Below are 23,036 nucleotides of genomic sequence, written 5' to 3'. Positions count from 1 at the left end.
GGGTTACAGTAAGGCAGCTCAAACAGGACGACGCTATGGCACATCACCCCTCCAGCCGCGAGGATGAAAAAACGAGCGGTATACAGGTCATCGCCCGTGCGGCAAAAATTCTTAATGCGCTGGGCCAGCAGCCGGGCGGCATGAGCCTCGGCGAGATCGCGCAGGCGGTCGAACTGCCGCGTTCAACGGTGCAGCGGATTGTCGCCGCGCTCGACAGCGCAGAGCTGGTGCGCAGCAGCGGGGCGGGCGGACTGCGGCTGGGGCCGGCACTGCTGAAACTCATCTCCAGCGTCCATACCGATGTCGTAGATCTGGTCAGCCCGCTGCTGGAAAAACTCTCCTCCGATACCAACGAAACCGTCTCACTGGCACGCGCCAGTGGCAGCCAGCTGGCGATTGTTCATCACGTGGTGGCATCGCGTGAGCTTCGTGTCGTTCCGCATATGGGGCTTAATCTGCCGCTTTACAGCACATCCGGGGGGCGGGCACTGCTGGCGCTCGAGTGTGACAAAGATGTGCGAACGATTGTCGGCGATGAGTGGCAGGAGTTAACGGATATGACCGTGAAAACCCTGCCGCAGCTGCTGCAGCTGCTCGGGGAGGTTCGCGAAACCGGCATTGCCGTGGATCGGGGCGAAACGCTGGAAGGGGTCTCTACCATGGCGTTTGCGCTGGATACGCTGTTTGGTCGTTTTTCTGTCTCTTTGCTGGTGCCCTCTGCACGTTTTCTGCGACACGAAGCCCGCTTTCGTGACGAGATGCTGAAGTGTAAAGAGGCACTGGTACGTGAAATCGGCAAAGTTGCCGCGATAGAAGGATAAGCATCTGATGAAAACCCTGCTGATGGCCATTGATCACTCTCCGGTAGCGGAGAAAGTGGTCGCCTTAACCATTGAAGAAGCGCTGGCACATCGTGCGGAAGTGGTGGTGCTGTGCTGTATAGATCCTGCCTACTCCGCCTGCAATCAGCCGATGGAAATCGACGCGGGTGAAGATCCGGCCGATTTTGTGGCTGCGCAGGATGAGCAGAACACTGCGGAGCTGGTGGTGCGCCATGCGCTGGCACCGCTGCTGCGCGCCGGCATTACGGCCCGAGGCATGATTCTGGCCGGTGACGCGGCAGAGTCTATCGTTGCCCAGTCGCAGCAGCTCAAGGCCAGCATGATCATTATGGGGCGTCGCCATCTCTCCTCTTTTAACCGGTTATTGAAAGGCTCAGTCAGCGCGTCGGTCATTGAACGTGCGCATTGTCCGGTGCTGATCGATGCGCGTAAGGATTAATCCCGCCGCATGAATGGGCTGCTTTTTATTACGCTGGCGGCGTTTGCGCTGCTGGCGCTGATCATTATTGTTCTGATCAAAACGACCCGGCTGCGTTTGTGGCAGGGGCTGGTTCTCTTTCTGCTGCCGCTGATACTGGCGAATCTGGTCTGGTTCAGCTGGGTCGCCCCGCATCGGTTGCAGGCCAGCCAGCATGAGCAGGCGGTGAAGCAACTGGCAACAATGCCGGGCTACCGGGTGCTGCAGACGCAGGAACCGGCGCTGTGGCTGCTGCTGACCCAGGAGCTGACTCGCCGCATCCGGGCCGGAGAACCGGCTGAGCAGGCGACGGGCGAACTGCGCGGCTGGCTGATCGAGGTGATTAATCAGCGGCTGATGCGCGGAACGGATCAGGCGGTTGTTAACTATATCCGCGTTTCAGTTGAAGAGATGAAGGCGCTGAACAGACTCGATCCGGGCCTCTGCTTCCGTTATCTCTATCCGCAGGTGAGCGGAGGCATCAATTTGCTGACCACGCTGCCACCTTCCCTGAATCGCAAGGAGGCGGATGCGATGGAACAGCTGCTGCTGAACAGTCCTCCGCCCGATCAGCCACTGGATAAGCTGCTGGCACAGGCGGATCTGCAGAACATCGTCGGTCGCCTCTATCAGCAGTGGGGCGAAAAGCTGCAGCAGCTGAATATGCCTGCCGACACGGCGGTAGACCGTTCATCGCTGTGTGCCATGTCCATCGATCTCTACAGTGCCATTCTGGCATTACCTGACAAGCGCGCCGCTAATCTGCTACGTAGAATGATTGCCCTGACCGGTCAGTAACGGATGGCCGGAAGCGGGCAAAAAAAAGCCCGCTAAGCGCGGGCAGGGAAGAGAGGAACAGATTCTTATTTTTGGCATTTCCTGGTGTGGTGCAGTCTTTCGTTGGGTCTGACTGCATCCTGACATGTCTGGTACGATAGAGATAGCCGTTTAATCGTATCGCATTAATTGGCAAAATCTTCTAAGGTTTCAATTTTTCGCGCATTAATCCTATGGATGCGTGACAGGCCGCGTCATACACTGCGCGGCAAAGTGAGGACAACGAAATGAAAAAATTAATTACCGGCGCACTGGCGCTTATTCTGCTGAGTGGATGTACCTCCAGCAAACCCGGGGCATTTGAACGTGTTGACGAAGATCCCAGCTCAAATACCGTTCAGTATCGGTTTGACCCGCTGAAGGTCAATCGTGATGCGATGGATATTGACCTGGCGAATTACTGCAGCAACAAAGGATTTGATAAAGTGGAGGCGCTGCCGGCACAGGAAAGTCATATTCCGGGGCTGAAGAAAGCGTGGTTCCAGTGTAATTACGCTATAAAAAGCTAAATAAAAAAGGGCGGGATAATTATCCCGCCCTGACGATTTTATAATTTTATTTTATGCTGTGTGACATCTTTGCCCGTTAATGGCGATGGTGACCGCCATGATACCCTCCGTGATGACCTCCGTAATAGCCTCCGTGATACCCGCCACCTCCATGGTGCCAGCCGTTGTCGTGCCTCGGGCTGATGATACAACCGCTTAATAAGGTCATCAGCGTTACCACCGAAGCGACTTTAATTAATCTCTTCATCGGAAGCGTCTCCTCTTTTCCAATGACTATGACATTACGACGGAAAAGTGGAGTGAGAATGCAGGCTTTGTAGAGTTATTTAAACAGATATGACGGAATATTTCAGCGCAATCTTTTCTGCGGCGGCTGAAAATAAAGAAATCAGAATGGGCTGAATAATAAACACTATCAGAGAGAATCTTCTTAAAATCAAGCGAAAATAATTCTCATCTGACCGTTTTTATCACTACATTATTAGCAGGTCAGTTTAACGGGAGAAAAACATGGCACATGAAGTAAGACATATTCTGGCATTACAGGCTGAGCTGGGCGAATGTCCGCTCTGGTCAGTGGAAGAACAGGTGTTGTGGAGTGTCGATATTCTGGCACCGGCGATTCACCGTTTCGACCCGGCCAGCGGTGAACTGCAGACTTTTCCGCAGGCGGAAGAGGTAGGCTGCATTGGTCTGCGCGAGCAGGGTGGACTGATCGCCGCCTTGCGTAACGGTGTCTGGCTGCTGGACGCACAGGGCCGGCCTGAAAAAAAGATTGCCGAAAATCCGGGTGACGCGCCGTTAAGCCGGTTCAATGATGGACGCGTCGATCCCTGGGGCAATTTCTGGTGTGGCAGCCTGTGGGAGCCGCAGGATAAAAATGGCGGCCTGCTTTGCCGCGTCACGCCCGACCTGACGCTGGAGGTGAAAGCGCGCGACATCAAAATCTCTAACGGGCTGGCTTTCTCCCCCGATCGGCGCTGGATGTATCACAGTGACACGCCGAACGAGACCCTCTATCGCTATCCTTTAGATGAGCAGGGTGAACCGGGCGAACGTACGGTATTCCGGCGCTTCGATGCGAAAGGGGGACTACCGGATGGTGCTGCGGTGGATAGCGAAGGATTTTACTGGTCAGCCCAGTTCGATGGCGGACGTGTGGTGCGTATCGACCCGCAGAGCAGTGAAATCGTCGATGAGATCCTGCTGCCGGTGAAGTGGCCAACCATGGTGGCCTTTGGCGGCGCCGACCTTAAAACGCTGTTTATCACCAGCTCACGGGAAGATCGAACGGAGGAGGAGCTGGCGCGCTATCCCCTGTCGGGCGATCTCTTTGCTGTGGACGTGGCCGTGGCGGGTGTGGCAGAGCCGCGTTTCCGCGGCTGAGGATGAACGGGCCGTGGCAACACGGCCCGACAGGATCAGTGACGCTGCAATACCGGTGCTGGCGCAACCGTACGCTGTGGCAGACGGATAGTGAGTGACAGGAACAGGGAGATGACCAGCAGCGTCATAATCAGGCTGAATGTCACCGTGAAACCGCCAAACAGTGAGGCAACCAGTGAGCCCAGTACGCTGCCGATGCCAAAACCGAGATAGAGCAGGCCATAGTTTTTGGTCAGGTTGTTGAGGCCGAAGAAGTCACTGACCAGCGAAGGGAATACCGTGATGGTTCCGCCAAAGCTGAAGGCCACACAGGCGAGTGACAGGAAGAAAGTGCTCTCATTCATCCGGGTAAAAAGCAGCACGCTCATCCCGATCAGCGACACGATCTGCGCCAGTGAAATCACCCGGATGCGCATCATCCGGTCTGACAGCACGCCCAGCACCAGACGACCGCTCAGATTAGCGATGGCGATCACGGTGACGGCACTGGCGGCAGTCTGAGTGGTCAGATGCACCAGGCCTTCACCAATGTCTTTAGCCACCCCGATAACATAGAGACCACTCATGCAGGCGGTCAGGAACATCAGCGCCAGCATCCAGTACTGCGGCATACGCACCGATTGTGCCAGCGTATAATCACGCGCCTGTTGCTGGCCTCGCTGGCTGCTGCTGTTTTCCTGCAAAGGCGCATCGCGCATCAGCAAAGCCCCCATGATAATCATCGACATTGCCAGCACGCCCCAGATCATAAAGGTCTGCTCCAGACCTACCGAAGCCAGCAGAGCGCCGCAGATGAACTTGAACCCAAGACTGCCCAGGCCATATGCGCCAATGGCACAGGCAGAGATCATCCCTTTGCGCTCCGGGAACCACTTCACGCAGTTTGACAGCGTCATCAGGTAACCCGCCCCATCGGCCAGACCCACCAGCAACCCGGCGCTGAAATAGAGCATCATCAGGTTATCAGCCTGCGCGGTCAGCCAGAAGCCGACCGCCATTAGCACACCGGCTCCGATTGTGACGCGGCGCACGCCAAAACGTTCCTGTAATTTACCGGCCAGTGACGAGGCAATTGCCAGCCCCAGACTCAGCAGGCCAAACGAAAAAGCCACCTGACTGATCGGTGCATTCAGCTTGTGGGAGAGCTGGCCGTTGAAAAGACTCCATGTGTAGACTGACCCCAGCGCGAACTGAGTGATTACGGTGCCGAACAATGTAAGCCAGCGGGAACGCTGGTATGAAGCCTGCTGCGTCTGGTTCATCATTTATCTCTCCCGTCCGGGAATCTGGAAACTGCGGTCAGAATAAAGCAGTAACGCGCGCGCAGGCGTAGCAAACGCATGAACGGAACGGATCAGGGAATGAAATGCCATTCAGCGGGTATGAATGGCATTGTGCACTCTCTGTGAGGTCGCGCTGAAGGTAACCAAAGCGGCAACCTGATGAGTAAGCGTAATGAGCGGTAAGATAATGTTTCACACTGCTGTTTCTGTAAGCAGGTTTCCGGATCTTTTGCCAGGATAGGGGTTCACTCAACAGGAGGAAATATGAAAGACCGGACATATGAATCCACTACCAGTGAAGACGAAGTCTGCTGCATCATCGGTCAGGCCGTGGTTGAACTCAGTACAGAACAGCAGCCTGTGACGAAATCGACGCTGGCACTCAAGCTGCTGTCGATGGCTGACCGCGACGGTGACGATGAGCGTGTTCTGCTCTACTGGATTGCGCGCAAAGCGATCAATCAGCCGCAGCAACTCCTCCCGCAGTCGTGGGCATAACAGTCAGCCCATGCGGGCGCTACGCCCGTATCTCTGTCAGACGGTCGCCCGGCTTACGCTGAGCGGCCAGCGGGCAAACATCACGACATTGCCCAGCAAAATCATGACAAGGCCAGGGATGGCACTGGCGTGCCACTCATATCCCTCATAGCGGGTTGACAGTGCCAGCGCGACCAGCGGAAACAGCACTGTCGTATAGGCCGCCCGGCTGGCACCGATGCGACCCACCAGCGTAAAGTAGGCACCAAACCCTATCACCGATCCCACAATCGCCAGATAGCTTACCGCCCCTGTCCACTGCGCGTTCCACGTCGGCTGCAGGGATACCCCCTGAAGCAGTGAAACCAGCGCCATCATTAACGCGCCGTACAACATGCCATAGCTGTTGGTGGTCAGCACGTCACGATGCAGACGCTGATGCCGCTGACTGATCATATTGCCGAATGAGAATCCCAGCGTGCCCAGCGCACTTAATCCAATGCCCCATAGCAGGCCCGCAGAGGTCTCTGTGTTGCGCAGATCGTGCCAGAACAGCGCCACAATGCCTGCCATGCCCAGTATCATGGCTGGAAGCAGTCGCGCGGAAGGGCGCTGACGGAAAAATATCCAGCTGTTAATGGCGTTATAGATTACCGCCATGGAGAAGATGACCGACTCCAGACCACTGCTGATATATCCCGAAGCGTAATAGAAACAGACAAAATTGAAGCCAAACACACAGCAGCCCTGCAGCAGACAGAAGAGATGATCGCGCAGGGTCAGCTTATCCAGCCGCTTTATCAGCTTAAGCAGAAGCAGCATCACCACCGAGGCCAGTAAAAAACGCCAGAAAACCGCGACGGTGACCGCGCTGGCGCCCGCAGACTGTTGCGCATAAATCGCAATCCAGGTTGTGCCCCAGATCACCACCACAGAAAGATATAAAAACAGGTTCATGGCCTGAATCTCCACGTTAAAACGCGGAGTCTGCACCGGTACGGCAATCAGGTCTTACAGCGGATTGCGCGGAGTTTGCAAAATCTTGCGCATTTTTCTGTGCCGTCCCGATGTGACCTGTTTTCTGTCCCGCGTTGTCCGTAAACTGGCGCTCTGTTCAACCTGAAATGCGACCCCGATGCCTGTTTATCAGACTTTTGAAATGCTGCAGCGCCAGAAAGCCCAACTGCGTGATCAGGTGCAGCTTCACAGCGGCATTCAGCTGGCCGCCTGGTTTAACAGTGGCGATCGTGTCACCAACTTCAGCGATCACCACACGCTGAGCCTCTATGTCGCGGGGGGATATGACACCTGGCACAAAACTGCGCATGGCTGGCGTAACGGTGGGGCACCGGATCGATTCTGTCTGATGCCTGCCGGCACCGAGTCGACCTGGGACCTGCGGGCCGATCTCGCCTTTGTCCATCTCTACTGCAGTGAGACGCAGCTGCGACAACTGGCTGAGCGGGTATGGGATCGCAGCCCGGCACAGTTAACCCTGCATGAGAAAATCTTTTCTGCTGACGACCGTATCACGCAGCTTTACCGACACTTTCTGCTGAGCTGCGACTGGCAGCAGCCTGCCAGTCAGGTGATGCTGAGCAGCGCCTCCACCTTACTGCTGACCCACCTGTTGCAGCACTACAGCGACGTGCAGTGGCAGCTGCCTCAGGTGCGGGGCGGCCTGGCACCGGCGGTGTTACGGCGGGTGCTGGACTTTATTGAAACGCATCTCGACCAGCCTTTAACCCTGGCGGTGCTGGCACAGGAAGCGGCGCTCAGCGAGTTTCACTTTGCCCGCATGTTCCGCCACACCACCGGCGCAGCGCCACACCAGTTTGTGATGCAGCGTCGGATGGCACGCGCACACGCTTTGCTGGCACGTCCCGATCTGACACTGACTGAAATTGCCTTTCAGTGTGGTTTTCACTCTTCCGCGCATTTCAGCCATCGGTTCCGCCAGGTTTATGGCATGACGCCCTCCGCCTGCCGTCGGGCGCAGAGCTGAAGGCGGTTTTTAAAAACGTTTTAAATGATATCCGGCCGCGTTTTAAAGAGTGCGTGAATCGGTATCTTCTGGTGGCGTAAATCACCGCGCTGGCTGGGTGTGGGGGAGGGTTTAAATCTATTCTCACCAGCGGTTCCTGCAATTATTGCATTAAATCAGGCACGCTTTGTCTTAATAAAAATTCGATGTCATTCTGGAAATCTTTCTTAGGAATATTCCACAGTTTCTCCTGTCAGCCCGCGTTATAACGTCCGACGTTTCTTTCCGCCTTTATATCTTCTGTTCCAGAATGCTCCTTCAGTCAGTCAATGACTCTTTTTGGTGTGGTTGTATTGATGCAAATCAATGCCATAACCATTTACGCGTAATTTTTCGTTCGTTTTCACTGCAGCGACATAAATGTTTATTTAATTGCTCAATTCTGGCTCAAATCGCTGGTATGGCGACAATCACCGCTATTAAAATTCAGCAGAAAATTCTTAATATGTTTAGTAAATAGCGTAATGATCTTAATATTTGATCTTATCTCGATCATTATTCTATTATCGTGCGTCTATAGCTTTAGTCTGAAAAATTCATGTAGCGATAATCTGAGGGATGATGAGATGTCGGATAGTTTCCAGAGTGAAGTGCCGAAGGCACGTATTAATTTGAAACTCGATTTGCATACGGGGGGCGCAAGCAAGAAAACGGAACTCCCCCTGAAATTACTGGTGGCGGGTGACTTCAGTCATGGTCAGGAATCTGCACCCCTGTCTGAGCGTAAGAAAGTTAATCTCAACAAAAATAACTTTGACGCAGTGCTTTCCGAATATTCCCCAAACGTCAATCTGACCGTTAAAAACACACTTGCCGGTGATGGCAGTGAGGAAAATATCACGCTGACATTCCAGAGCATGAAGGATTTCACCCCGGAACAGGTTTCACGGCAAATACCCCAGCTGAAAGCCATGCTTTCCATGCGCAATTTACTTCGCGATTTAAAAGCCAACCTGCTGGACAACCAGGCATTCCGAAAAGAGCTGGAAAAGATTCTGCTCGATCCGGCATTGAGCGCAGAACTCAGAGCTGAACTCTCCGCCCTGGCCCCGAAACAGCCATAACGATCACGATGCTTTAACGGATTAATAAGGAAGATGCTGATGTCTGTAAAAAATGAGAATGCCGCGGGTGGCGAGAGTGTCGTGCTGGAACGTCCTGCTGCCGGTGGGGTATATGCCTCCCTGTTTGAAAAAATCAACCTGAACCCGGTGTCTGAATTGAGTGCGCTGGACATCTGGCAGGACGCGCAGGCGATGTCAGATGCGACCGCGGATGAGCGTCTGACTGCCGGGATGCAGGTGTTTCTGGAATGCCTGACAAAGTCGGGCTCAAAAGTCGAAAAGCTCGACAAAAACCTGATTGACCACCATATCGCGGAACTGGACTATCAGATCAGCCGCCAGCTTGATGCCGTGATGCATAGCGAAGAATTCCAGGCAGTGGAAAGCCTGTGGCGCGGCGTGAAATCCCTGGTTGATAAAACCGATTTCCGTCAGAACGTGAAGGTTGAACTGCTGGATATGTCAAAAGAAGAGCTGCGTCAGGACTTCGAAGACAGCCCGGAAATCATCCAGAGCGGATTGTATAAGCAAACCTATATTGAAGAGTATGATACACCGGGTGGCGAACCGATTGCCGCGCTGATTTCCGCTTACGAGTTTGATGCGTCTGCACAGGATGTCGCGCTGCTGCGCAACATCTCCAAAGTCTCTGCCGCAGCACATATGCCGTTTATCGGCTCGGCTGGCCCGAAATTCTTCCTGAAAGATTCGATGGAAGAAGTGGCTGCTATCAAGGATATCGGTAACTACTTTGATCGCGCGGAGTACATCAAGTGGAAATCCTTTCGCGAGACGGATGACTCCCGCTACATCGGTCTGGTCATGCCGCGTGTGCTGGGCCGTCTGCCCTATGGCCCGGACACCGTGCCTGTTCGCAGCTTCAATTATGTTGAGGAAGTGAAAGGCCCGGATCACGACAAATATCTCTGGACCAACGCCTCTTTTGCTTTTGCCGCAAACATGGTGCGCAGTTTTATCAATAACGGCTGGTGTGTACAGATTCGGGGCCCGCAGGCCGGTGGTGCGGTTCAGGATCTGCCTATTCATCTGTATGACCTTGGCACCGGCAATCAGGTGAAAATTCCGTCCGAGGTCATGATCCCGGAAACCCGCGAATTTGAATTTGCCAACCTGGGTTTCATTCCGCTGTCATATTACAAAAACCGCGACTATGCGTGCTTTTTCTCGGCGAACTCCACTCAAAAACCTGCACTCTATGATACCGCGGATGCGACGGCCAACAGCCGTATCAATGCCCGTCTGCCCTACATCTTCCTGCTTTCGCGTATTGCCCACTATCTGAAGCTGATTCAGCGTGAAAACATCGGCACCACCAAAGACCGTCGTCTGCTGGAGCTGGAGCTGAATACCTGGGTGCGCAGTCTGGTCACGGAAATGACCGACCCGGGCGACGAGCTGCAGGCCTCTCACCCGCTGCGGGACGCCAGAGTGGTGGTGGAAGACATTGAGGATAACCCCGGCTTCTTCCGCGTGAAGCTCTATGCCGTGCCGCACTTCCAGGTGGAAGGGATGGACGTCAACCTCTCACTGGTTTCTCAGATGCCTAAGGCCAAATCGTAAGCTAAGGCAGGAAGCCAATGAAAACGGAACAGCCGTTATGGGGCCGGGGGCAGATGATCTCACCCCAGCACTTCCAGCAGCAGGCCGCGTATGCGGCCTGGTCAGCGGAATGCATCGCCCGACTGGGGCTCTCCCATCCCTGGGGGGTGATTGAGGCAACTTTTGAACCTGACGCATTAAAACTGGGCCGCCTGCAGGCCAGTCATCTGCACCTCCGCTTTCCCGACGGCACGCTTGTCGACACGGATAGGGGGGATGACCTGCCACCGGTGCTGGCGCTTGAAGGGGAATCCCGGGATGTCGGGGTGGTTCTGGCGCTTCCGCTGATGCGGGCAAACGGGGGCAACTGTCTTAAGCCTGATGAGGTAGCCGATCGCCCGGTTCGTTATCGTCAGTGCTGGCGGGATGTTCGCAACCTCTTTGGGGAAGATACCCGTCAGATTGCGGTGATGCAGCCCGCGCTGACGCTGCGTTTTGCTCATCAGAACAACAGTGATTACCTGACCTGCCCGGTCGCCCGCCTGCAGCAGGATTCGCAGGGCCGCTGGACACGCGATGATGCATGGCTGCCCCCGTTGCTCGCTCTGCAGGGCAGCCGCTGGCTGGTGAATCAGCTGGAGCAGTTGATGACACAGCTCCGCGCTCGTCTGAGTCGCCTGATGGCGATGCGCCGGGAAAGTAACGAGCGTATGGCGGATTTTGCCGTAGCCGACGTGTCACTCTTCTGGCTGCTCAATGCCCTGAACAGCGCCGAGCCAGTACTGGGTCAGTTTCAGCGCCACCCGCAAAGCCCGCCGGAGCGTCTGTACCCGGAACTGGCGCGGCTGGCGGGCAGCCTGCTGACCTTCTCGCTGGAGCATCAGGTGAGCGCGATTCCGATCTGGCAGCATGAGCAACTGAACCACGTATTCCCGCCGTTGTTTGATTTGCTGAGTGATCTGCTGGAAGCCAGCCTGCCGTCACGGGTGGTGGCAATTGAGCTTGAACAGGATCCCCGGCTTCACGTCTGGCAGGCTCGTCTGCATGACCCACGTCTGCGTGAAGGGGCGGATTACTACCTCTCCGTGCGTTCACCGATACCGGTGGCACAACTGCAGGAACAGTTCCCGCGCCAGTGTAAGGTCGGCACGCCTGATCATGTCAGAAGTATCGTCAATTCTTCGCGGGTAGGTATTCCTCTGACGCCCTTGCGTCATGTGCCAGCCGCCATTCCGCTGCGTCTGGAAAATCAGTATTTCAGCCTTGATGTTTCTCATCCTCTGGCTACTGAAATGCTTCAGAGCGGTACCTGTATGTTTTACGTGCCGGGCATGCTCGGCGAGCTTGAACTTGAACTCTTTGCGGTACTGAGAACATGAGTAAGCCTGAACGCGGTGTTTCCACATCTATCGATATTGATGCTCTCCTGCAGAATACCTGGCTACAGGTAATCAGCCTGCGTTACGGCCCGATATTTCAGGAGGGAGAAGGGCGCATGTTATGGGAGCGCTGCATTGCGGATGTCGAACGGGTCCAGCGCGAACTTAAAGCGAGCGACCTTGATGAAGCCAGCTGTCAGCATATTCTCACGGCACAGTGTGCGCTGCTTGATGAGGCGGTCAAAGGTCGCGGTGTGGAGGATGATGCCTGTGTGCAGTGGTATGGCATTCCCCTGCAGGGTTACTTCCTTGGCACCATGGACGCGGGTGACACGCTGTGCGATCGGATGCGCGCAGTGCTGCGTGACCCATCGCCCGAACGGGCCGTCCTGACCTGCTTCCAGCGGGTCATGATGCTGGGATTCCTGGGCAGCTTTCGCGCTCTGAACGATCCGGAGCGTCAGAAACTTGTCAGCGCACTGAGTGAACAGGTCTCACCGTTCAGCTATCCCAATACGCTTCCGGTTCTGGCAGAAAGTGGTGCCGGACGGGGGATGGGGCGCTGGCTGGACTCATGGCCCGTGCGTATCGGCCTGAGCGTCGTGGTGGTGGCCGCACTCTGGTGGGGACTGGATCACTGGCTGGATCAGATGCTGCAGAGCCTGTTACCGGGAGCCGTGAAATGAGTCCTGCACAACAGCGCGTGCTTGCACTGTGGGCCGCCCTGCTGAGTGCCGTGGTCTGCCTGAATTTCCTGCCGGTATCCCGACTGGTTTCTGTGCTCCTTCTGCTTATCGTTCTGGGGGGTATCCTGGCGTTCCGGACGGTCGCCAGTCGTCGTGCGGAGCATGACGTTACCCTGCGTCTGGATGACCTCCCGGAAGCTTCCTGGCGTCAGCCTGTGGTGCTGTTCTGTGGCGATCTGCCGCTGACATGCCGACAGCCGTCACCGGTGTTCACTGGCACGCAGGGATGCTGGATCCGCGTGACGGATCATCAGGATCTGGTTCAGGTCGCTCAACAGGTTCTGTCGCTGCGGCCTGACTGGGGTCGCCAGCTATCGGTGATGGTCAGCGTCTGTCCGCAGAAACATGCCGACAGCGAAGCGCTGACCCGTCGTCTGCTGGCCCTGCGCTGGCAAATCAGCCAGTTGCGTAAAAAAACGGGTCATTGTGTGCCACTGGTTCTGAAGGGGCAGATTGGCAGCGCGATGACGGATGATCTGCTCTGGCAGGCGGCTATTCCGGGTGAAGGCGTGAGGGTCTGGCGGGCGTCTTCGGCGCCGGGTTCAATCGCTGAATGGATCACCACCGGTGGGTCGCCAGCGATGCAGCAGCAGGTGCTGATAAACAGCCTGATGGCGTGGTTTCAGCAGCATGTCACTGCGCGCTTTATGGATGAGAATCCCGATGTTCCGGTCATCGCACCTGTTGCGGTGTTGTGGGGAATGGGACCGATCCTTGCCGGCAGTCTGGCCACATCTGCCTGGACTGCATGGCTAGCCCGTCACACTGCAATCCAGCAGGTTGCGGGCTGGCAGCCGGTGGGAACGGACAGCACGGTGGTTTCCCCCTTCCCGGATTTTATTCTGCCGCTGCTCCCTGAAGGACGAGGCCTGACGCCACGTGGGCGAGCCTGGCGTTATGCGCTCGGGATTTTCACGCTGGCCGCCATTGCTGCCCTGCTCAGCAGTAGCTGGAACAATCGCCAGCTGCTGCAGCGTGTGAGCTTCGATATTGCCCGCTATGACCGTATCCCGATGCAGGATTTCGGCCCCAAAGCCGATGCCGTGGCTGTCCTGCGTAACGATGCGGCAGAACTGGATGATCAGGCGCGCAATGGTGTACCGGCTCGGATGAGCCTGGGTCTCTATCAGGGAGAGCGTTTGCGAATGCCGGTGCTGGAGGCGATCCGTTCGTATGTGCCGCCACCGCCGCCGCCTGAACCGCAGCCGGAACCTGAGCCGGTACCCAAAATTATCCGTCTCGACAGCATGTCGCTGTTTGATTCCGGCAAATCTGCGCTGAAAGCGGGCTCCACCAGAATGCTGGTGAACTCACTGGTCGGCATCAAAGCGAAGCCGGGCTGGCTGATTGTCGTGTCCGGCCATACAGACAACACCGGTAACCCAAAACTGAATCAGACGCTGTCACTCGAGCGTGCCGCAGCGGTACGCGACTGGATGCGTGACACAGGTGACGTGCCGGAAAGCTGTTTTGCGGTGCAGGGCTATGGCGCAAGCCGTCCGATCGCAACCAATGACACCCCGGAGGGGCGTGCGCTCAACCGCCGTGTCGAAATCAGTCTGGTACCGCAGGCCAGTGCCTGTCAGATACCGGGCCACACCCAGGCGTCATCGCAGGATGATGACGCATCACAACACAATGGAGAGTAATTTCATGGCAATTCCTGTTTATCTCTGGCTGAAAGACGACGGCGGCGCGGACATCAAAGGGTCCGTGGACGTTCAGGATCGAGACGGCAGCATCGAAGTGGTGGCACAGCAGCATAACCTCTACATCCCGACCGACAATAACACCGGCAAGCTGACCGGCACCCGTATTCACACCCCGTTCCTGTTTACCAAGGAGATCGACTCCTCCAGCCCCTATCTGTACAAGGCAGTGACCACCGGGCAGACCCTCAAGTCTGCGGAATTCAAATGGTACAGGATCAACGACGCGGGCCAGGAAGTGGAGTACTTCAACACCAGACTGGAAAACGTGAAGGTGGTGAAAGTGAACCCGGTGATGCACGACATCAAAAACCCGGCTTTCGAGAAGCATAATCATCTTGAGCAGATTGAACTGCGCTACGAAAAAATCACCTGGACCTACAAAGACGGCAACATCATTCATTCCGACTCCTGGAACGAACGCGCCACCGCATAAGTCACGAGCGGGCAGAGCTTCTCTGTCCGCTCTTTTTGCTGAGCGTCTGCCTGTGCGGGCGCTCAGCAAAAACATCACATCCCGGAAACAGACCTTATGGGCCTCGGTAACGGCCAGGGGCGGTAGCGTGCCTGAACGGTCCTCAACAGTGAGCAAGCAAATATGGAAAACCCGGCAATCCTTCTTCGACGTCTCAACCCTTACTGCGCCCGTGCGATGGAAGGGGCAGCTTCCCTGTGTCAGATTCGCGCCCATGCTGAAATCCTGCCGGAGCACTGGCTGCTGAAACTGCTGGAGCAGGGTGAAGGTGATCTGACGGTGCTGGCCCGCCGCTATGAGTGGGATATGGACGCCATCTGGCAGGATTTGCTTGCCTGGCTTGATAAGCAGCCGCGCTCAGTACGCCAGCGTCCTCAACTGTCTGACACCATTCAGACATTGCTGCAACAAGCCTGGCTGATTGCTTCTCTGAACGGTGAGGAACAAATCCGCAGCGTCCATCTGCTAATGGCGCTGGCAGATAAACAGAAACTGGTGCGCTGTGACGGGCTGTGGCCACTCCTGACGCTGGGCCAGAGTCAGCTGGAACGTCTGCGTCCGCTGCTCGATGCACAGTCGGACGAACGCCCGGAACTGCAGCAGGAAGCGGAACTTGCGCAGAGCCACAGCGGCGGGATGGAATTTGTCGGCCGTCCGGTGGGTGCCGAGCTGAAAGAAGGCGAGCTGAGCCCGGCGCTGCAGAACGCGCTGGATAAATTTACGCTCGACGTCACCGCCAAAGCGAAAGAGGGCAAAATCGACCCGGTGTTTGGCCGTGATACGGAAATCCGCCAGATGGTGGACATTCTCTCGCGCCGTCGCAAGAACAACCCGATTCTGGTGGGCGAACCGGGTGTGGGGAAAACCGCGCTGGTGGAAGGCCTGGCGCTGCGTATAGCCGAAGGCAACGTGCCGGAATCTCTCAGGCCGGTTGTTCTGCGCACCCTGGATTTGGGGCTGCTGCAGGCGGGCGCGGGCGTGAAAGGCGAGTTCGAACAGCGTCTGAAAAACATCATCGACGCGGTGCAGCAGTCTCCGCTACCGATTCTGCTGTTTATCGACGAAGCCCACACCATTATCGGTGCCGGTAATCAGGCGGGTGGCGCGGATGCCGCCAACCTGCTGAAACCGGCGCTGGCGCGCGGCGAACTGCGCACTCTCGCCGCGACCACCTGGAGCGAGTACAAACAGTACTTCGAGCGCGATGCCGCGCTGGAGCGTCGCTTTCAGATGGTAAAGGTCGACGAGCCGGATGATGAGACCGCCTGCCTGATGCTGCGCGGTCTCAAATCCCGCTATGCCGAGCACCATAACGTGCATATCACCGATGATGCAGTGCGCGCTGCGGTCACGCTCTCCCGCCGTTATCTGACCGGTCGCCAGCTGCCGGACAAAGCGGTCGATTTGCTCGACACCGCCGCCGCCCGCGTGCGCATGAGCCTTGATACCGTTCCGGAGCAGCTGACCCGCATTCGCGCGCAGATTACTTCGCTTGAAATGGAGAAGCAGGCACTGCTGGAAGATATTGCTTTTGGCAGTCAGAGCCACAGCGAGCGTCTGACGCTTATCGGGCAGGAAGAAGTACAACTGATCCTCAAACTTGATGAGCTGGAAACCCGGCACGGTCAGGAGCTGAAAGTCGCAGAGCAGTTGCTGCAAAGCCGCCAGGACCTCTCCCGTCAGGGCGAAACTCACGCGCTGCAACAGCAACTGAACGGAATGCAGCACAGCAATCCACTGCTCTCGATCGATGTGGACGTGCGCACCGTTGCCACCGTCATTGCCGACTGGACAGGCGTGCCGCTCTCTTCGCTGATGAAAGACGAACAGACCGAACTCCTGAGCCTGGAGAAGGAAATCGGCAAACGCGTGGTTGGCCAGGATGTGGCGCTGACTGCCATCGCCCGGCGTCTGCGTGCGGCGAAAACCGGCCTTACGTCCGGGGACGGGCCGCAGGGCGTGTTCCTGCTGGTTGGCCCGAGTGGCGTCGGTAAGACTGAAACCGCGCTGGCGCTGGCGGACATGCTGTACGGCGGTGAGAAGTCACTCATCACCATCAACCTGTCCGAGTACCAGGAGCCGCACACGGTGTCGCAGCTGAAAGGCTCACCGCCGGGCTACGTCGGCTACGGCCAGGGTGGCATCCTCACCGAAGCGGTACGCAAGCGTCCCTACAGCGTGGTGCTGCTCGACGAAGTGGAAAAGGCACACCGTGAGGTGATGAATCTGTTCTATCAGGTGTTCGACCGCGGCTTTATGCGCGACGGCGAAGGCCGCGAAATCGACTTCCGTAATACCGTTATCCTGATGACCTCGAACCTCGGCAGCGACCCTTTGATGCAGCTGCTGGATGAGCAGCCGGAGGCCACCGAAAGCGACCTGCACGAACTGCTGCGCCCGATCCTGCGCGATCACTTCCAGCCGGCGCTGCTGGCCCGCTTCCAGACCGTGATCTATCGACCGCTGGCCGAAGCGGCCATGCGCACCATCGTGGAAATGAAGCTCGACCAGGTCAGCAAGCGCCTGAACCGTCACTACGGCCTGACCACCCATATTGATGTGAGCCTGTACGACGCACTCACCGCCGCCTGCCTGCTGCCGGATACCGGCGCACGCAACGTCGACAGCCTGCTCAACCAGCAGATTTTGCCGGTGCTGAGCCAGCAACTGCTGACCCACATGGCCGCGAAGCAGAAACCACACACCCTGACGCTCGGCTGGAGCGACGAAGAAGGTATCTCGCTGGACTTTAACCGGGTTGAAGGAGAGAACGTATGAGCAGTCATCCCCCGATCAGATTCAGCCACAATCACCACCTGCTGGCAGTGAAAGGCTGTACGGCGGAACCTGACGTGCTGGCCTTTGAGGGCGATGAGGCCTTAAGTAAACCGTTCAGCTACCGCATTGAATTCACAAGCTCTGACCATGCCATCAGCAAAGAGATGATGCTGATGAAAACCGGCTCGCTGACGCTGCAGGCCCCGGTGGACCAGGGTTACGGCATCAGAGTGCAGCAGGCCGTGCGCACCCTTCAGGGAGTAGTGACCGGCTTTGAACGTCTCAGCACATCAAAAGATGAAACCCATTATGCCCTGACGCTCCGGCCACGCCTGGCGCTGCTTGACCGTTCGCACCAGAACGCCATCTATCAGGACATGTCGGTCCCGCAGATTGTGGAAAAAATCCTGCGCGAGCGTCACAACATGCGCGGGCAGGATTTTCTGTTCTCGCTGTCAAAAGAGTACCCGCGCCGTGAGCAGGTGATGCAGTACGGTGAGGATGACCTGCACTTTATCACCCGCCTGCTGGGTGAGGTGGGCATCTGGTTTCGCTTCACCACCGACACGCGCCTGAACATCGACGTCGTGGAGTTTTACGACAGCCAGCAGGGGTATGAGAAAGGCCTGACCCTGCCGTCAGTCCCGCCGTCGGGCCAGCACTCAAAGGGGGTGGATTCGGTCTGGGGCATGGCGTGCCACCACAACGTGGTGCAGAAGCAGGTCAGCACCCGTGACTACAACTACCGTCAGGCCACGGAAGACATGAACACGCAGGTGGACGCGACGCAGGGCGACAGCACTACCTGTGGCGATGCCTACCACTGGGGGGATAACTACCTTACCCGGGGTGATGCATACGACCGCAATCCGGCCCCGGAGTCCGGGGCGTTTTATGCCCGCATTCGTCATGAGCGCTACCTGAATGGCCAGACCCGGACGCAGGGCATTACCAGCTGTGCGACGCTCTTTCCGGGCCAGGTGCTGAAAGTCACCGGCGGGTACGAAGTGGCAGAGGTGTTCAGCGCGGGTGTGGTCATCACGGCGATGCGCACGCATGCCCGCCGAGATAAGGACTTTGCCGTTGATTTTGACGGCATTCCTGATAACACCGATTTTGGTTTCCGTCCTGAGCCTGGCTCACGTCCTGTCATGGCCGGGACGCTGCCGGCCCGCGTCACCAGCACCACTGAAAATGACACCTACGGCCACATCGATAAAGACGGTCGTTACCGCGTCAATATGCTGTTTGACCGTGACAGCTGGGAAACCGGATTTGAGAGCCTGTGGGTGCGCCAGTCCCGCCCGTACGCAGGGGATACGTACGGCCTGCACCTGCCGCTGCTGGCGGGCACCGAAGTGGCGATTGGCTTTGAGGACGGTAACCCGGACCGGCCGTACATTGCCGGCGTGCTGCACGACTCGGCGCACGGCGACCACGTCACCATCCGCAACTACAGACGTAACGTCCTGCGGACGCCTGCGAACAACAAAATCCGCCTCGATGACGAGCGCGGAAAAGAGCATATCAAGGTGTCGACGGAGTATGGCGGCAAGAGTCAGCTGAATCTCGGGCACCTGGTCGACAGTGAGAAACAGCAGCGCGGCGAAGGGTTTGAGCTCAGGACCGACAGCTGGGGCGCGATACGGGCGCAGAAGGGGATTTTTATCAGCGCAGACGGGCAGGCCAGAGCGCAGGGGCAGATGCTGGAGATGGGGCCAGCGATCAGCAATCTGGGTGATGCCCGGGAGCAGATGACGTCTATCTCCGATGATGCGCAGAAGGCGACCGCGAACCCGGCCGATCTCCAGGCGCAAATCAAACTGCTGGAACAGCAGCTGACAGACCTCAAAAAATCAGTGCTGCTGCTCAGTGCACCGGATGGAATGGCGCTGACCAGCGGACAACATCTGCAGGTATCTGCCGGGCAGAACCTGATAGCTACGGCCGGTAAAAATGCCGACGTCAGCGTGGTGAAAAATCTGTTCGTCGGGGTAGGTAATGCCCTGAGCGTATTTGTTCGTAAGCTGGGGATCAAGCTCATCGCGAACCAGGGGCCGGTGCAGGTACAGGCGCAGAACGACCTGATGGAATTGCTGGCACGTAAAGAAATCAGCATTGTCAGCACGGAGGATGAAATCAAAATCATCGCGAAGAAGAAGCTGACTCTGAATGGTGGTGGAAGCTATATCAGGATTGATGCAAGTGCGATTGAATCTGCTACTGCAGGTGAATATCGTACGAAAGCAGGACATTATGGGCGCAAGGCAAGCGCATCAGAAAAGGTCACGTTGCCTGTTTTTCCGGTAATGGAACCTGGCGAACAAAGCTTACGTTTTGCTTTCCCTGGTGCCGATAGTGTCAGCCAAAGTATGAACTGGTTGACAAATCAGCCCTACAACATTACTGACAGCAATGGGAAAATCCTGTCGACCGGCACGGTAGACAGTTCAGGTCGCTTCCCGAAAATAGTGCTGCCTGAAAGCGATATATTAAACTTAATCATTGGGCGAGAGACTTGGAGTAAAGAGGAGCTTCCAACATCAGTCGAAGAGGATGAGGTAGATAGTGCGGAAGATATAGAATCACTGGAGCCTGATAGTGATTCGGATGATACCGAGACAGCAGAAGATCATACTTCCGCGCTAACAGAATCAATGATTGCAAAACTATTAAATTTAACTACGACAGGGTGAACTATGTTAAAGGAAATTTGGAAGTCTATTTTTTGCTTTATAATCGTGCTTTCTAGCGTTAGTACATCTGCTACTTGCCTAAAGGAAGGGGATAAAGTAATTCTGACTGGAGTTGTTAGCGAAAAATTATACTACGGCCCTCCTGGCTGGGGAGAGGATAAAGCGAATGATGAGAAACTACATGAGTGGATATTGCATTTAAAACAGCCACTCACGTGTGTAACAGACGCAGATACTGACAACCAAAACTGGAATCAGGACATTCAGTTGATAATGCGTGATAGTAATGACTATAAAGTAAATAAAAATCTTCTTGGGAAAAATATCAGTATTGATGGCGTAATATTTCTTGCAGAGACCGGATATCACATGACGTCTGTTTTATTAGATGATGCCAAGTTTGAAGTTGCAGGAAAATAGCAAAGAGGATTAATTAAAATGCGCTTTATAAATGCTATTTATCATGCATCGACAAAAACGGTAGAGTATGAGTCATCGAATGGCACAAGATTGTTAAAAACTGGGGGCTCACTGAATTGGCGATTCAATAACCCAGGAAATCTCATTTCTGTAAAAAATCAGCAAGGAAAAATCGGTGTTGGAGTTGTCTACAATCCAGACAAACATTCTTTTGCAATATTTTCAAGCATAGATGCTGGTGAGAATGCAAAACGGTCTCTGCTTAAACGGAAGTATAAAGATTATACTATTCCAGAAATGATGAAAAAATATGCGCCGGGGAATGATGGTAATAACCCTGAAGCTTATGCTAATTTTATCATGTCTGAAAGTGGGGTCGCTCAGGGAGAGAAAGTAGGAGATCTTGACGACACAAAATTCAGTAAGGTAATCAAGGCAATTAGCAAAAAGGAAGGTGGCTTGAAGCCGGGCACCGAAAAATGGGTGTATGTGACAAATGTGACTGTTTCTGATGGCTCGCGACCAGTTGCTGATGTGCCATTTAAAGTGACACTAGGAAGCACCAGCTACGAGTGGAAAACAGACGCATACGGCAAGCTCAAGACAATCGTCCATATGAAACAAGGAATGGCTATTGTCGTCAAATATACTAATTCTGCTGGAAAAGAGGATGTTGTTTATTCAGAAGTTTCTGGGGATGAAACAAAGAATATACTGCTCACGCGAAACTTTTCTCAATTCTTTGCAAAAACACTTGCCGAGACTCCCAAAGTGCCTCGTGAGAAGAGCGCTCAGAAACCAATAGAGTATATAGTCATGCCAGGAGACTCTCTATCAAAAATTTCCGAACGTTATAAGACAAGCATTGATGAAATAGCCAAAAACAATAATATAAAAGATGTGAGTAAGATCTTTCCCGGACAGCATTTGACGATCTATGGTGTCAATGCTAATAGCCCTACGGTCTATACCGTTGCTCCAGGGGACACTTTGGCGAAGATCGCAGAAAAAAATGGTGTGAATGTTGAAGATATTGCGCGGCAGAATAATATATCAGATCCTGATAAAATATACCCGGGACAATCAATTTCTATAGACAAAAGTGGCAATGTGACGTCTGGTCAGACTGAAAGGCCAGTTGCAATTCCGATAGCCTCAAAACCAGATAATAAAAAACCTGAAAAAAATAGTGTAATCAATACGAATAAAAAAGCGCTGGATTCAGTTGGAGGAAAAAATTCTGGCAATCCGATTGCGTTACTTCCACACGACCAGAGAGAGACTCCATGGATGAATATAGCACTGAGTGAGGCAAAAAAATGGCATGGGACTAAGGAAGACCATATTACTAGTAATTACCATGCATTAATAGGTCATGGGTGGATAAAAAATCTAGTTGGGACATTAAATGCTTGGTGTTCGTCTTTTGTAAATTATTGTTTTCAAGAATGTGGGTATCATAAAACAGCCCCAGACCCATATCGCGCTATCTCTTTTTTTAGAGATAGTACCAATTTTTTTGAGATCAAAAAACCTATCTATGGATGTGCCGCATCATCAGGACATCACGCAACCTTTGTGTATGGAAAAACAAAATCTGGGGCATTAATTTGCTTGGGAGGGAATCAGAGCGATACAATAAAATTTTCCCCCTTTAATGGATTGAGGTTTTTTTTACCAGTGGCATACAAAGGGTATTATGAGTCAAATGTACATAAAGAATTAGATATCTTTGATGTAAATGAACTCAATGAAATGATTGGTATTCATTCAAAAACAACTGGGCATGAGAGTACAAGATGATTCTAAAAACAAAAATAACCCTTGCATTAGCTTTGATGGTTTTACCTGTGATGAGTAGTTTTGCAACTACCTTTACCAAGGAGTTCGAACGCCCGGATGGTATTCATAAGGTGAAAATTGATATTTACGAAGAAAATAATGGTGAAACTAAAAATTCAAAAATTACCGCTTCGGAACATGTAAAGGACAAAAAGGTATGGAGTCTTGTCGATTATGTGAATAATTGTCCGCTTGATATAAACATGGCTTTAATTAAGGATTCCTTCGAGATTAAGAAAATTAATGGCTCATTTGATGCTGTATTGTTTTCTTATACCATAGGTTGTGTAGGGGGACTTGATCCAGTTACTGTAAAATATTTTGCTTATGTAAATGGCATGAAGCATTCTCTTCGAGGAGAAGAGCGGATGGTTACGCCAGATGGGGTAATTGATGATAATGTTAAGCCGGTGTCTGATGCTAATTTGAAAAACAACGTCCTATTATATAATTATATGACAAGTAACTGGAGTAAAGCGTCTACAGTTATTCTAAAATGATTGTTTTTAATTAAACACTTAGTCAACATAGC

At 54.3% G+C, this 23,036-nt stretch carries 20 protein-coding genes; 18 read left to right on the top strand and 2 right to left on the bottom strand.

The features are described from left to right. Positions 1–35: 35 nt before the first annotated feature. The 5 genes from AC1V0D_RS09775 to AC1V0D_RS09755 all read left to right on the top strand — a co-directional run bounded on the left by AC1V0D_RS09775 (position 36) and on the right by AC1V0D_RS09755 (position 4,031). A complete protein-coding gene (locus AC1V0D_RS09775; protein ID WP_482907342.1) occupies positions 36–821 on the top strand; it encodes an IclR family transcriptional regulator in 786 nt (261 codons plus the stop codon). A 7-nt stretch (positions 822–828) separates the two neighbouring features. Then, entirely contained in the window at positions 829–1,281 is a 453-nt protein-coding gene (locus AC1V0D_RS09770) for a universal stress protein (protein WP_482907341.1), read from the top strand. Between the two features lie 9 nt (positions 1,282–1,290). Further along, positions 1,291–2,097, top strand: coding sequence for a hypothetical protein (locus AC1V0D_RS09765; protein WP_336791807.1), 807 nt, complete (start codon positions 1,291–1,293; stop codon positions 2,095–2,097). 266 nt (positions 2,098–2,363) lie between these two features. Continuing rightward, entirely contained in the window at positions 2,364–2,645 is a 282-nt protein-coding gene (locus tag AC1V0D_RS09760) for a putative periplasmic lipoprotein (protein WP_009088892.1), read from the top strand. 510 nt (positions 2,646–3,155) lie between these two features. Next, entirely contained in the window at positions 3,156–4,031 is an 876-nt protein-coding gene (locus tag AC1V0D_RS09755; protein WP_009088893.1) for an SMP-30/gluconolactonase/LRE family protein, read from the top strand. A 35-nt stretch (positions 4,032–4,066) separates the two neighbouring features. Here the strand turns inward: AC1V0D_RS09755 and AC1V0D_RS09750 are convergent, their stop codons facing one another. Beyond that, positions 4,067–5,293: an L-lactate MFS transporter gene (locus AC1V0D_RS09750; RefSeq protein WP_154927815.1), complete on the bottom strand. Its 1,227-nt coding sequence runs from the start codon at positions 5,291–5,293 to the stop codon at positions 4,067–4,069. 285 nt (positions 5,294–5,578) lie between these two features. On the opposite strand from AC1V0D_RS09750, the gene AC1V0D_RS09745 reads away from it, so the two are divergent. Further along, positions 5,579–5,812, top strand: a complete 234-nt coding sequence (locus AC1V0D_RS09745) for a hypothetical protein (RefSeq protein ID WP_009088895.1) — start codon at positions 5,579–5,581, stop codon at positions 5,810–5,812. Between the two features lie 36 nt (positions 5,813–5,848). Here the strand turns inward: AC1V0D_RS09745 and AC1V0D_RS09740 are convergent, their stop codons facing one another. Beyond that, positions 5,849–6,748 (bottom strand): DMT family transporter, encoded by a 900-nt coding sequence (locus tag AC1V0D_RS09740; protein WP_482907340.1) that lies wholly within the window; start codon positions 6,746–6,748, stop codon positions 5,849–5,851. A 178-nt stretch (positions 6,749–6,926) separates the two neighbouring features. Between AC1V0D_RS09740 and AC1V0D_RS09735 the strand changes: the two genes are divergently transcribed. The 12 genes from AC1V0D_RS09735 to AC1V0D_RS09680 all read left to right on the top strand — a co-directional run bounded on the left by AC1V0D_RS09735 (position 6,927) and on the right by AC1V0D_RS09680 (position 23,004). Further along, positions 6,927–7,796 carry a helix-turn-helix domain-containing protein gene (locus AC1V0D_RS09735; RefSeq protein ID WP_009088898.1) on the top strand — a complete coding sequence of 290 codons (870 nt, stop codon included), beginning with the start codon at positions 6,927–6,929 and terminating at the stop codon, positions 7,794–7,796. Between the two features lie 605 nt (positions 7,797–8,401). Then, positions 8,402–8,899: a type VI secretion system contractile sheath small subunit gene (gene tssB, locus AC1V0D_RS09730; protein WP_140029675.1), complete on the top strand. Its 498-nt coding sequence runs from the start codon at positions 8,402–8,404 to the stop codon at positions 8,897–8,899. 33 nt (positions 8,900–8,932) lie between these two features. After that, positions 8,933–10,480 (top strand): type VI secretion system contractile sheath large subunit, encoded by a 1,548-nt coding sequence (tssC, locus tag AC1V0D_RS09725; RefSeq protein ID WP_046102318.1) that lies wholly within the window; start codon positions 8,933–8,935, stop codon positions 10,478–10,480. Positions 10,481–10,497: 17 nt separating this feature from the next. After that, positions 10,498–11,838, top strand: a complete 1,341-nt coding sequence (gene tssK, locus AC1V0D_RS09720) for a type VI secretion system baseplate subunit TssK (protein ID WP_482907339.1) — start codon at positions 10,498–10,500, stop codon at positions 11,836–11,838. Next, positions 11,835–12,524: a type VI secretion system protein TssL, short form gene (gene tssL / locus AC1V0D_RS09715; RefSeq protein ID WP_482907338.1), complete on the top strand. Its 690-nt coding sequence runs from the start codon at positions 11,835–11,837 to the stop codon at positions 12,522–12,524. Before tssK ends, tssL begins: the two co-directional genes overlap by 4 nt. Continuing rightward, entirely contained in the window at positions 12,521–14,233 is a 1,713-nt protein-coding gene (locus tag AC1V0D_RS09710; RefSeq protein WP_482907337.1) for an OmpA family protein, read from the top strand. Before tssL ends, AC1V0D_RS09710 begins: the two co-directional genes overlap by 4 nt. A gap of 4 nt (positions 14,234–14,237) precedes the next feature. Beyond that, complete coding sequence (hcp, locus tag AC1V0D_RS09705) at positions 14,238–14,729, top strand: type VI secretion system effector Hcp (RefSeq protein WP_046102419.1); 492 nt, start codon at positions 14,238–14,240, stop codon at positions 14,727–14,729. A gap of 162 nt (positions 14,730–14,891) precedes the next feature. Continuing rightward, on the top strand, positions 14,892–17,546 hold the full coding sequence (gene tssH / locus AC1V0D_RS09700; RefSeq protein WP_482907336.1) for a type VI secretion system ATPase TssH: 2,655 nt from the start codon (positions 14,892–14,894) through the stop codon (positions 17,544–17,546). Continuing rightward, positions 17,543–20,242 (top strand): type VI secretion system Vgr family protein, encoded by a 2,700-nt coding sequence (locus AC1V0D_RS09695; RefSeq protein WP_482907335.1) that lies wholly within the window; start codon positions 17,543–17,545, stop codon positions 20,240–20,242. Before tssH ends, AC1V0D_RS09695 begins: the two co-directional genes overlap by 4 nt. A 3-nt stretch (positions 20,243–20,245) precedes the next feature. After that, positions 20,246–20,662: a DUF4431 domain-containing protein gene (locus AC1V0D_RS09690; RefSeq protein ID WP_482907334.1), complete on the top strand. Its 417-nt coding sequence runs from the start codon at positions 20,246–20,248 to the stop codon at positions 20,660–20,662. A gap of 18 nt (positions 20,663–20,680) precedes the next feature. Beyond that, the gene (locus AC1V0D_RS09685) at positions 20,681–22,465 is read left to right on the top strand and encodes a TIGR02594 family protein (protein ID WP_482907333.1); all 1,785 of its coding nucleotides are present in this window, start codon (positions 20,681–20,683) and stop codon (positions 22,463–22,465) included. Further along, positions 22,462–23,004 carry a M949_RS01915 family surface polysaccharide biosynthesis protein gene (locus tag AC1V0D_RS09680; protein ID WP_482907332.1) on the top strand — a complete coding sequence of 181 codons (543 nt, stop codon included), beginning with the start codon at positions 22,462–22,464 and terminating at the stop codon, positions 23,002–23,004. The genes AC1V0D_RS09685 and AC1V0D_RS09680 overlap by 4 nt, the downstream gene beginning before the upstream one ends. Positions 23,005–23,036: the final 32 nt, after the last annotated feature.

It is taken from the genome of Pantoea sp. PA1, assembly GCF_056856975.1.
Note: the sequence above shows the minus strand (reverse complement) of the source record. Positions and strands in the feature narration are given on the sequence as shown.

Coding starts and splice junctions, on each gene's coding strand:
- AC1V0D_RS09690 (WP_482907334.1), top strand. CDS start 20,246: ATGTTAAAGGAAATTTGGAAGTCTATTTTTTGCTTTATAATCGTGCTT.
- hcp (WP_046102419.1), top strand. CDS start 14,238: ATGGCAATTCCTGTTTATCTCTGGCTGAAAGACGACGGCGGCGCGGAC.
- AC1V0D_RS09735 (WP_009088898.1), top strand. CDS start 6,927: ATGCCTGTTTATCAGACTTTTGAAATGCTGCAGCGCCAGAAAGCCCAA.
- AC1V0D_RS09760 (WP_009088892.1), top strand. CDS start 2,364: ATGAAAAAATTAATTACCGGCGCACTGGCGCTTATTCTGCTGAGTGGA.
- AC1V0D_RS09740 (WP_482907340.1), bottom strand. CDS start 6,748: ATGAACCTGTTTTTATATCTTTCTGTGGTGGTGATCTGGGGCACAACC.
- AC1V0D_RS09685 (WP_482907333.1), top strand. CDS start 20,681: ATGCGCTTTATAAATGCTATTTATCATGCATCGACAAAAACGGTAGAG.
- tssC (WP_046102318.1), top strand. CDS start 8,933: ATGCTGATGTCTGTAAAAAATGAGAATGCCGCGGGTGGCGAGAGTGTC.
- tssK (WP_482907339.1), top strand. CDS start 10,498: ATGAAAACGGAACAGCCGTTATGGGGCCGGGGGCAGATGATCTCACCC.
- tssB (WP_140029675.1), top strand. CDS start 8,402: ATGTCGGATAGTTTCCAGAGTGAAGTGCCGAAGGCACGTATTAATTTG.
- AC1V0D_RS09765 (WP_336791807.1), top strand. CDS start 1,291: ATGAATGGGCTGCTTTTTATTACGCTGGCGGCGTTTGCGCTGCTGGCG.
- AC1V0D_RS09750 (WP_154927815.1), bottom strand. CDS start 5,293: ATGAACCAGACGCAGCAGGCTTCATACCAGCGTTCCCGCTGGCTTACA.
- tssH (WP_482907336.1), top strand. CDS start 14,892: ATGGAAAACCCGGCAATCCTTCTTCGACGTCTCAACCCTTACTGCGCC.
- AC1V0D_RS09755 (WP_009088893.1), top strand. CDS start 3,156: ATGGCACATGAAGTAAGACATATTCTGGCATTACAGGCTGAGCTGGGC.
- AC1V0D_RS09710 (WP_482907337.1), top strand. CDS start 12,521: ATGAGTCCTGCACAACAGCGCGTGCTTGCACTGTGGGCCGCCCTGCTG.
- AC1V0D_RS09770 (WP_482907341.1), top strand. CDS start 829: ATGAAAACCCTGCTGATGGCCATTGATCACTCTCCGGTAGCGGAGAAA.
- AC1V0D_RS09680 (WP_482907332.1), top strand. CDS start 22,462: ATGATTCTAAAAACAAAAATAACCCTTGCATTAGCTTTGATGGTTTTA.
- AC1V0D_RS09775 (WP_482907342.1), top strand. CDS start 36: ATGGCACATCACCCCTCCAGCCGCGAGGATGAAAAAACGAGCGGTATA.
- AC1V0D_RS09745 (WP_009088895.1), top strand. CDS start 5,579: ATGAAAGACCGGACATATGAATCCACTACCAGTGAAGACGAAGTCTGC.
- AC1V0D_RS09695 (WP_482907335.1), top strand. CDS start 17,543: ATGAGCAGTCATCCCCCGATCAGATTCAGCCACAATCACCACCTGCTG.
- tssL (WP_482907338.1), top strand. CDS start 11,835: ATGAGTAAGCCTGAACGCGGTGTTTCCACATCTATCGATATTGATGCT.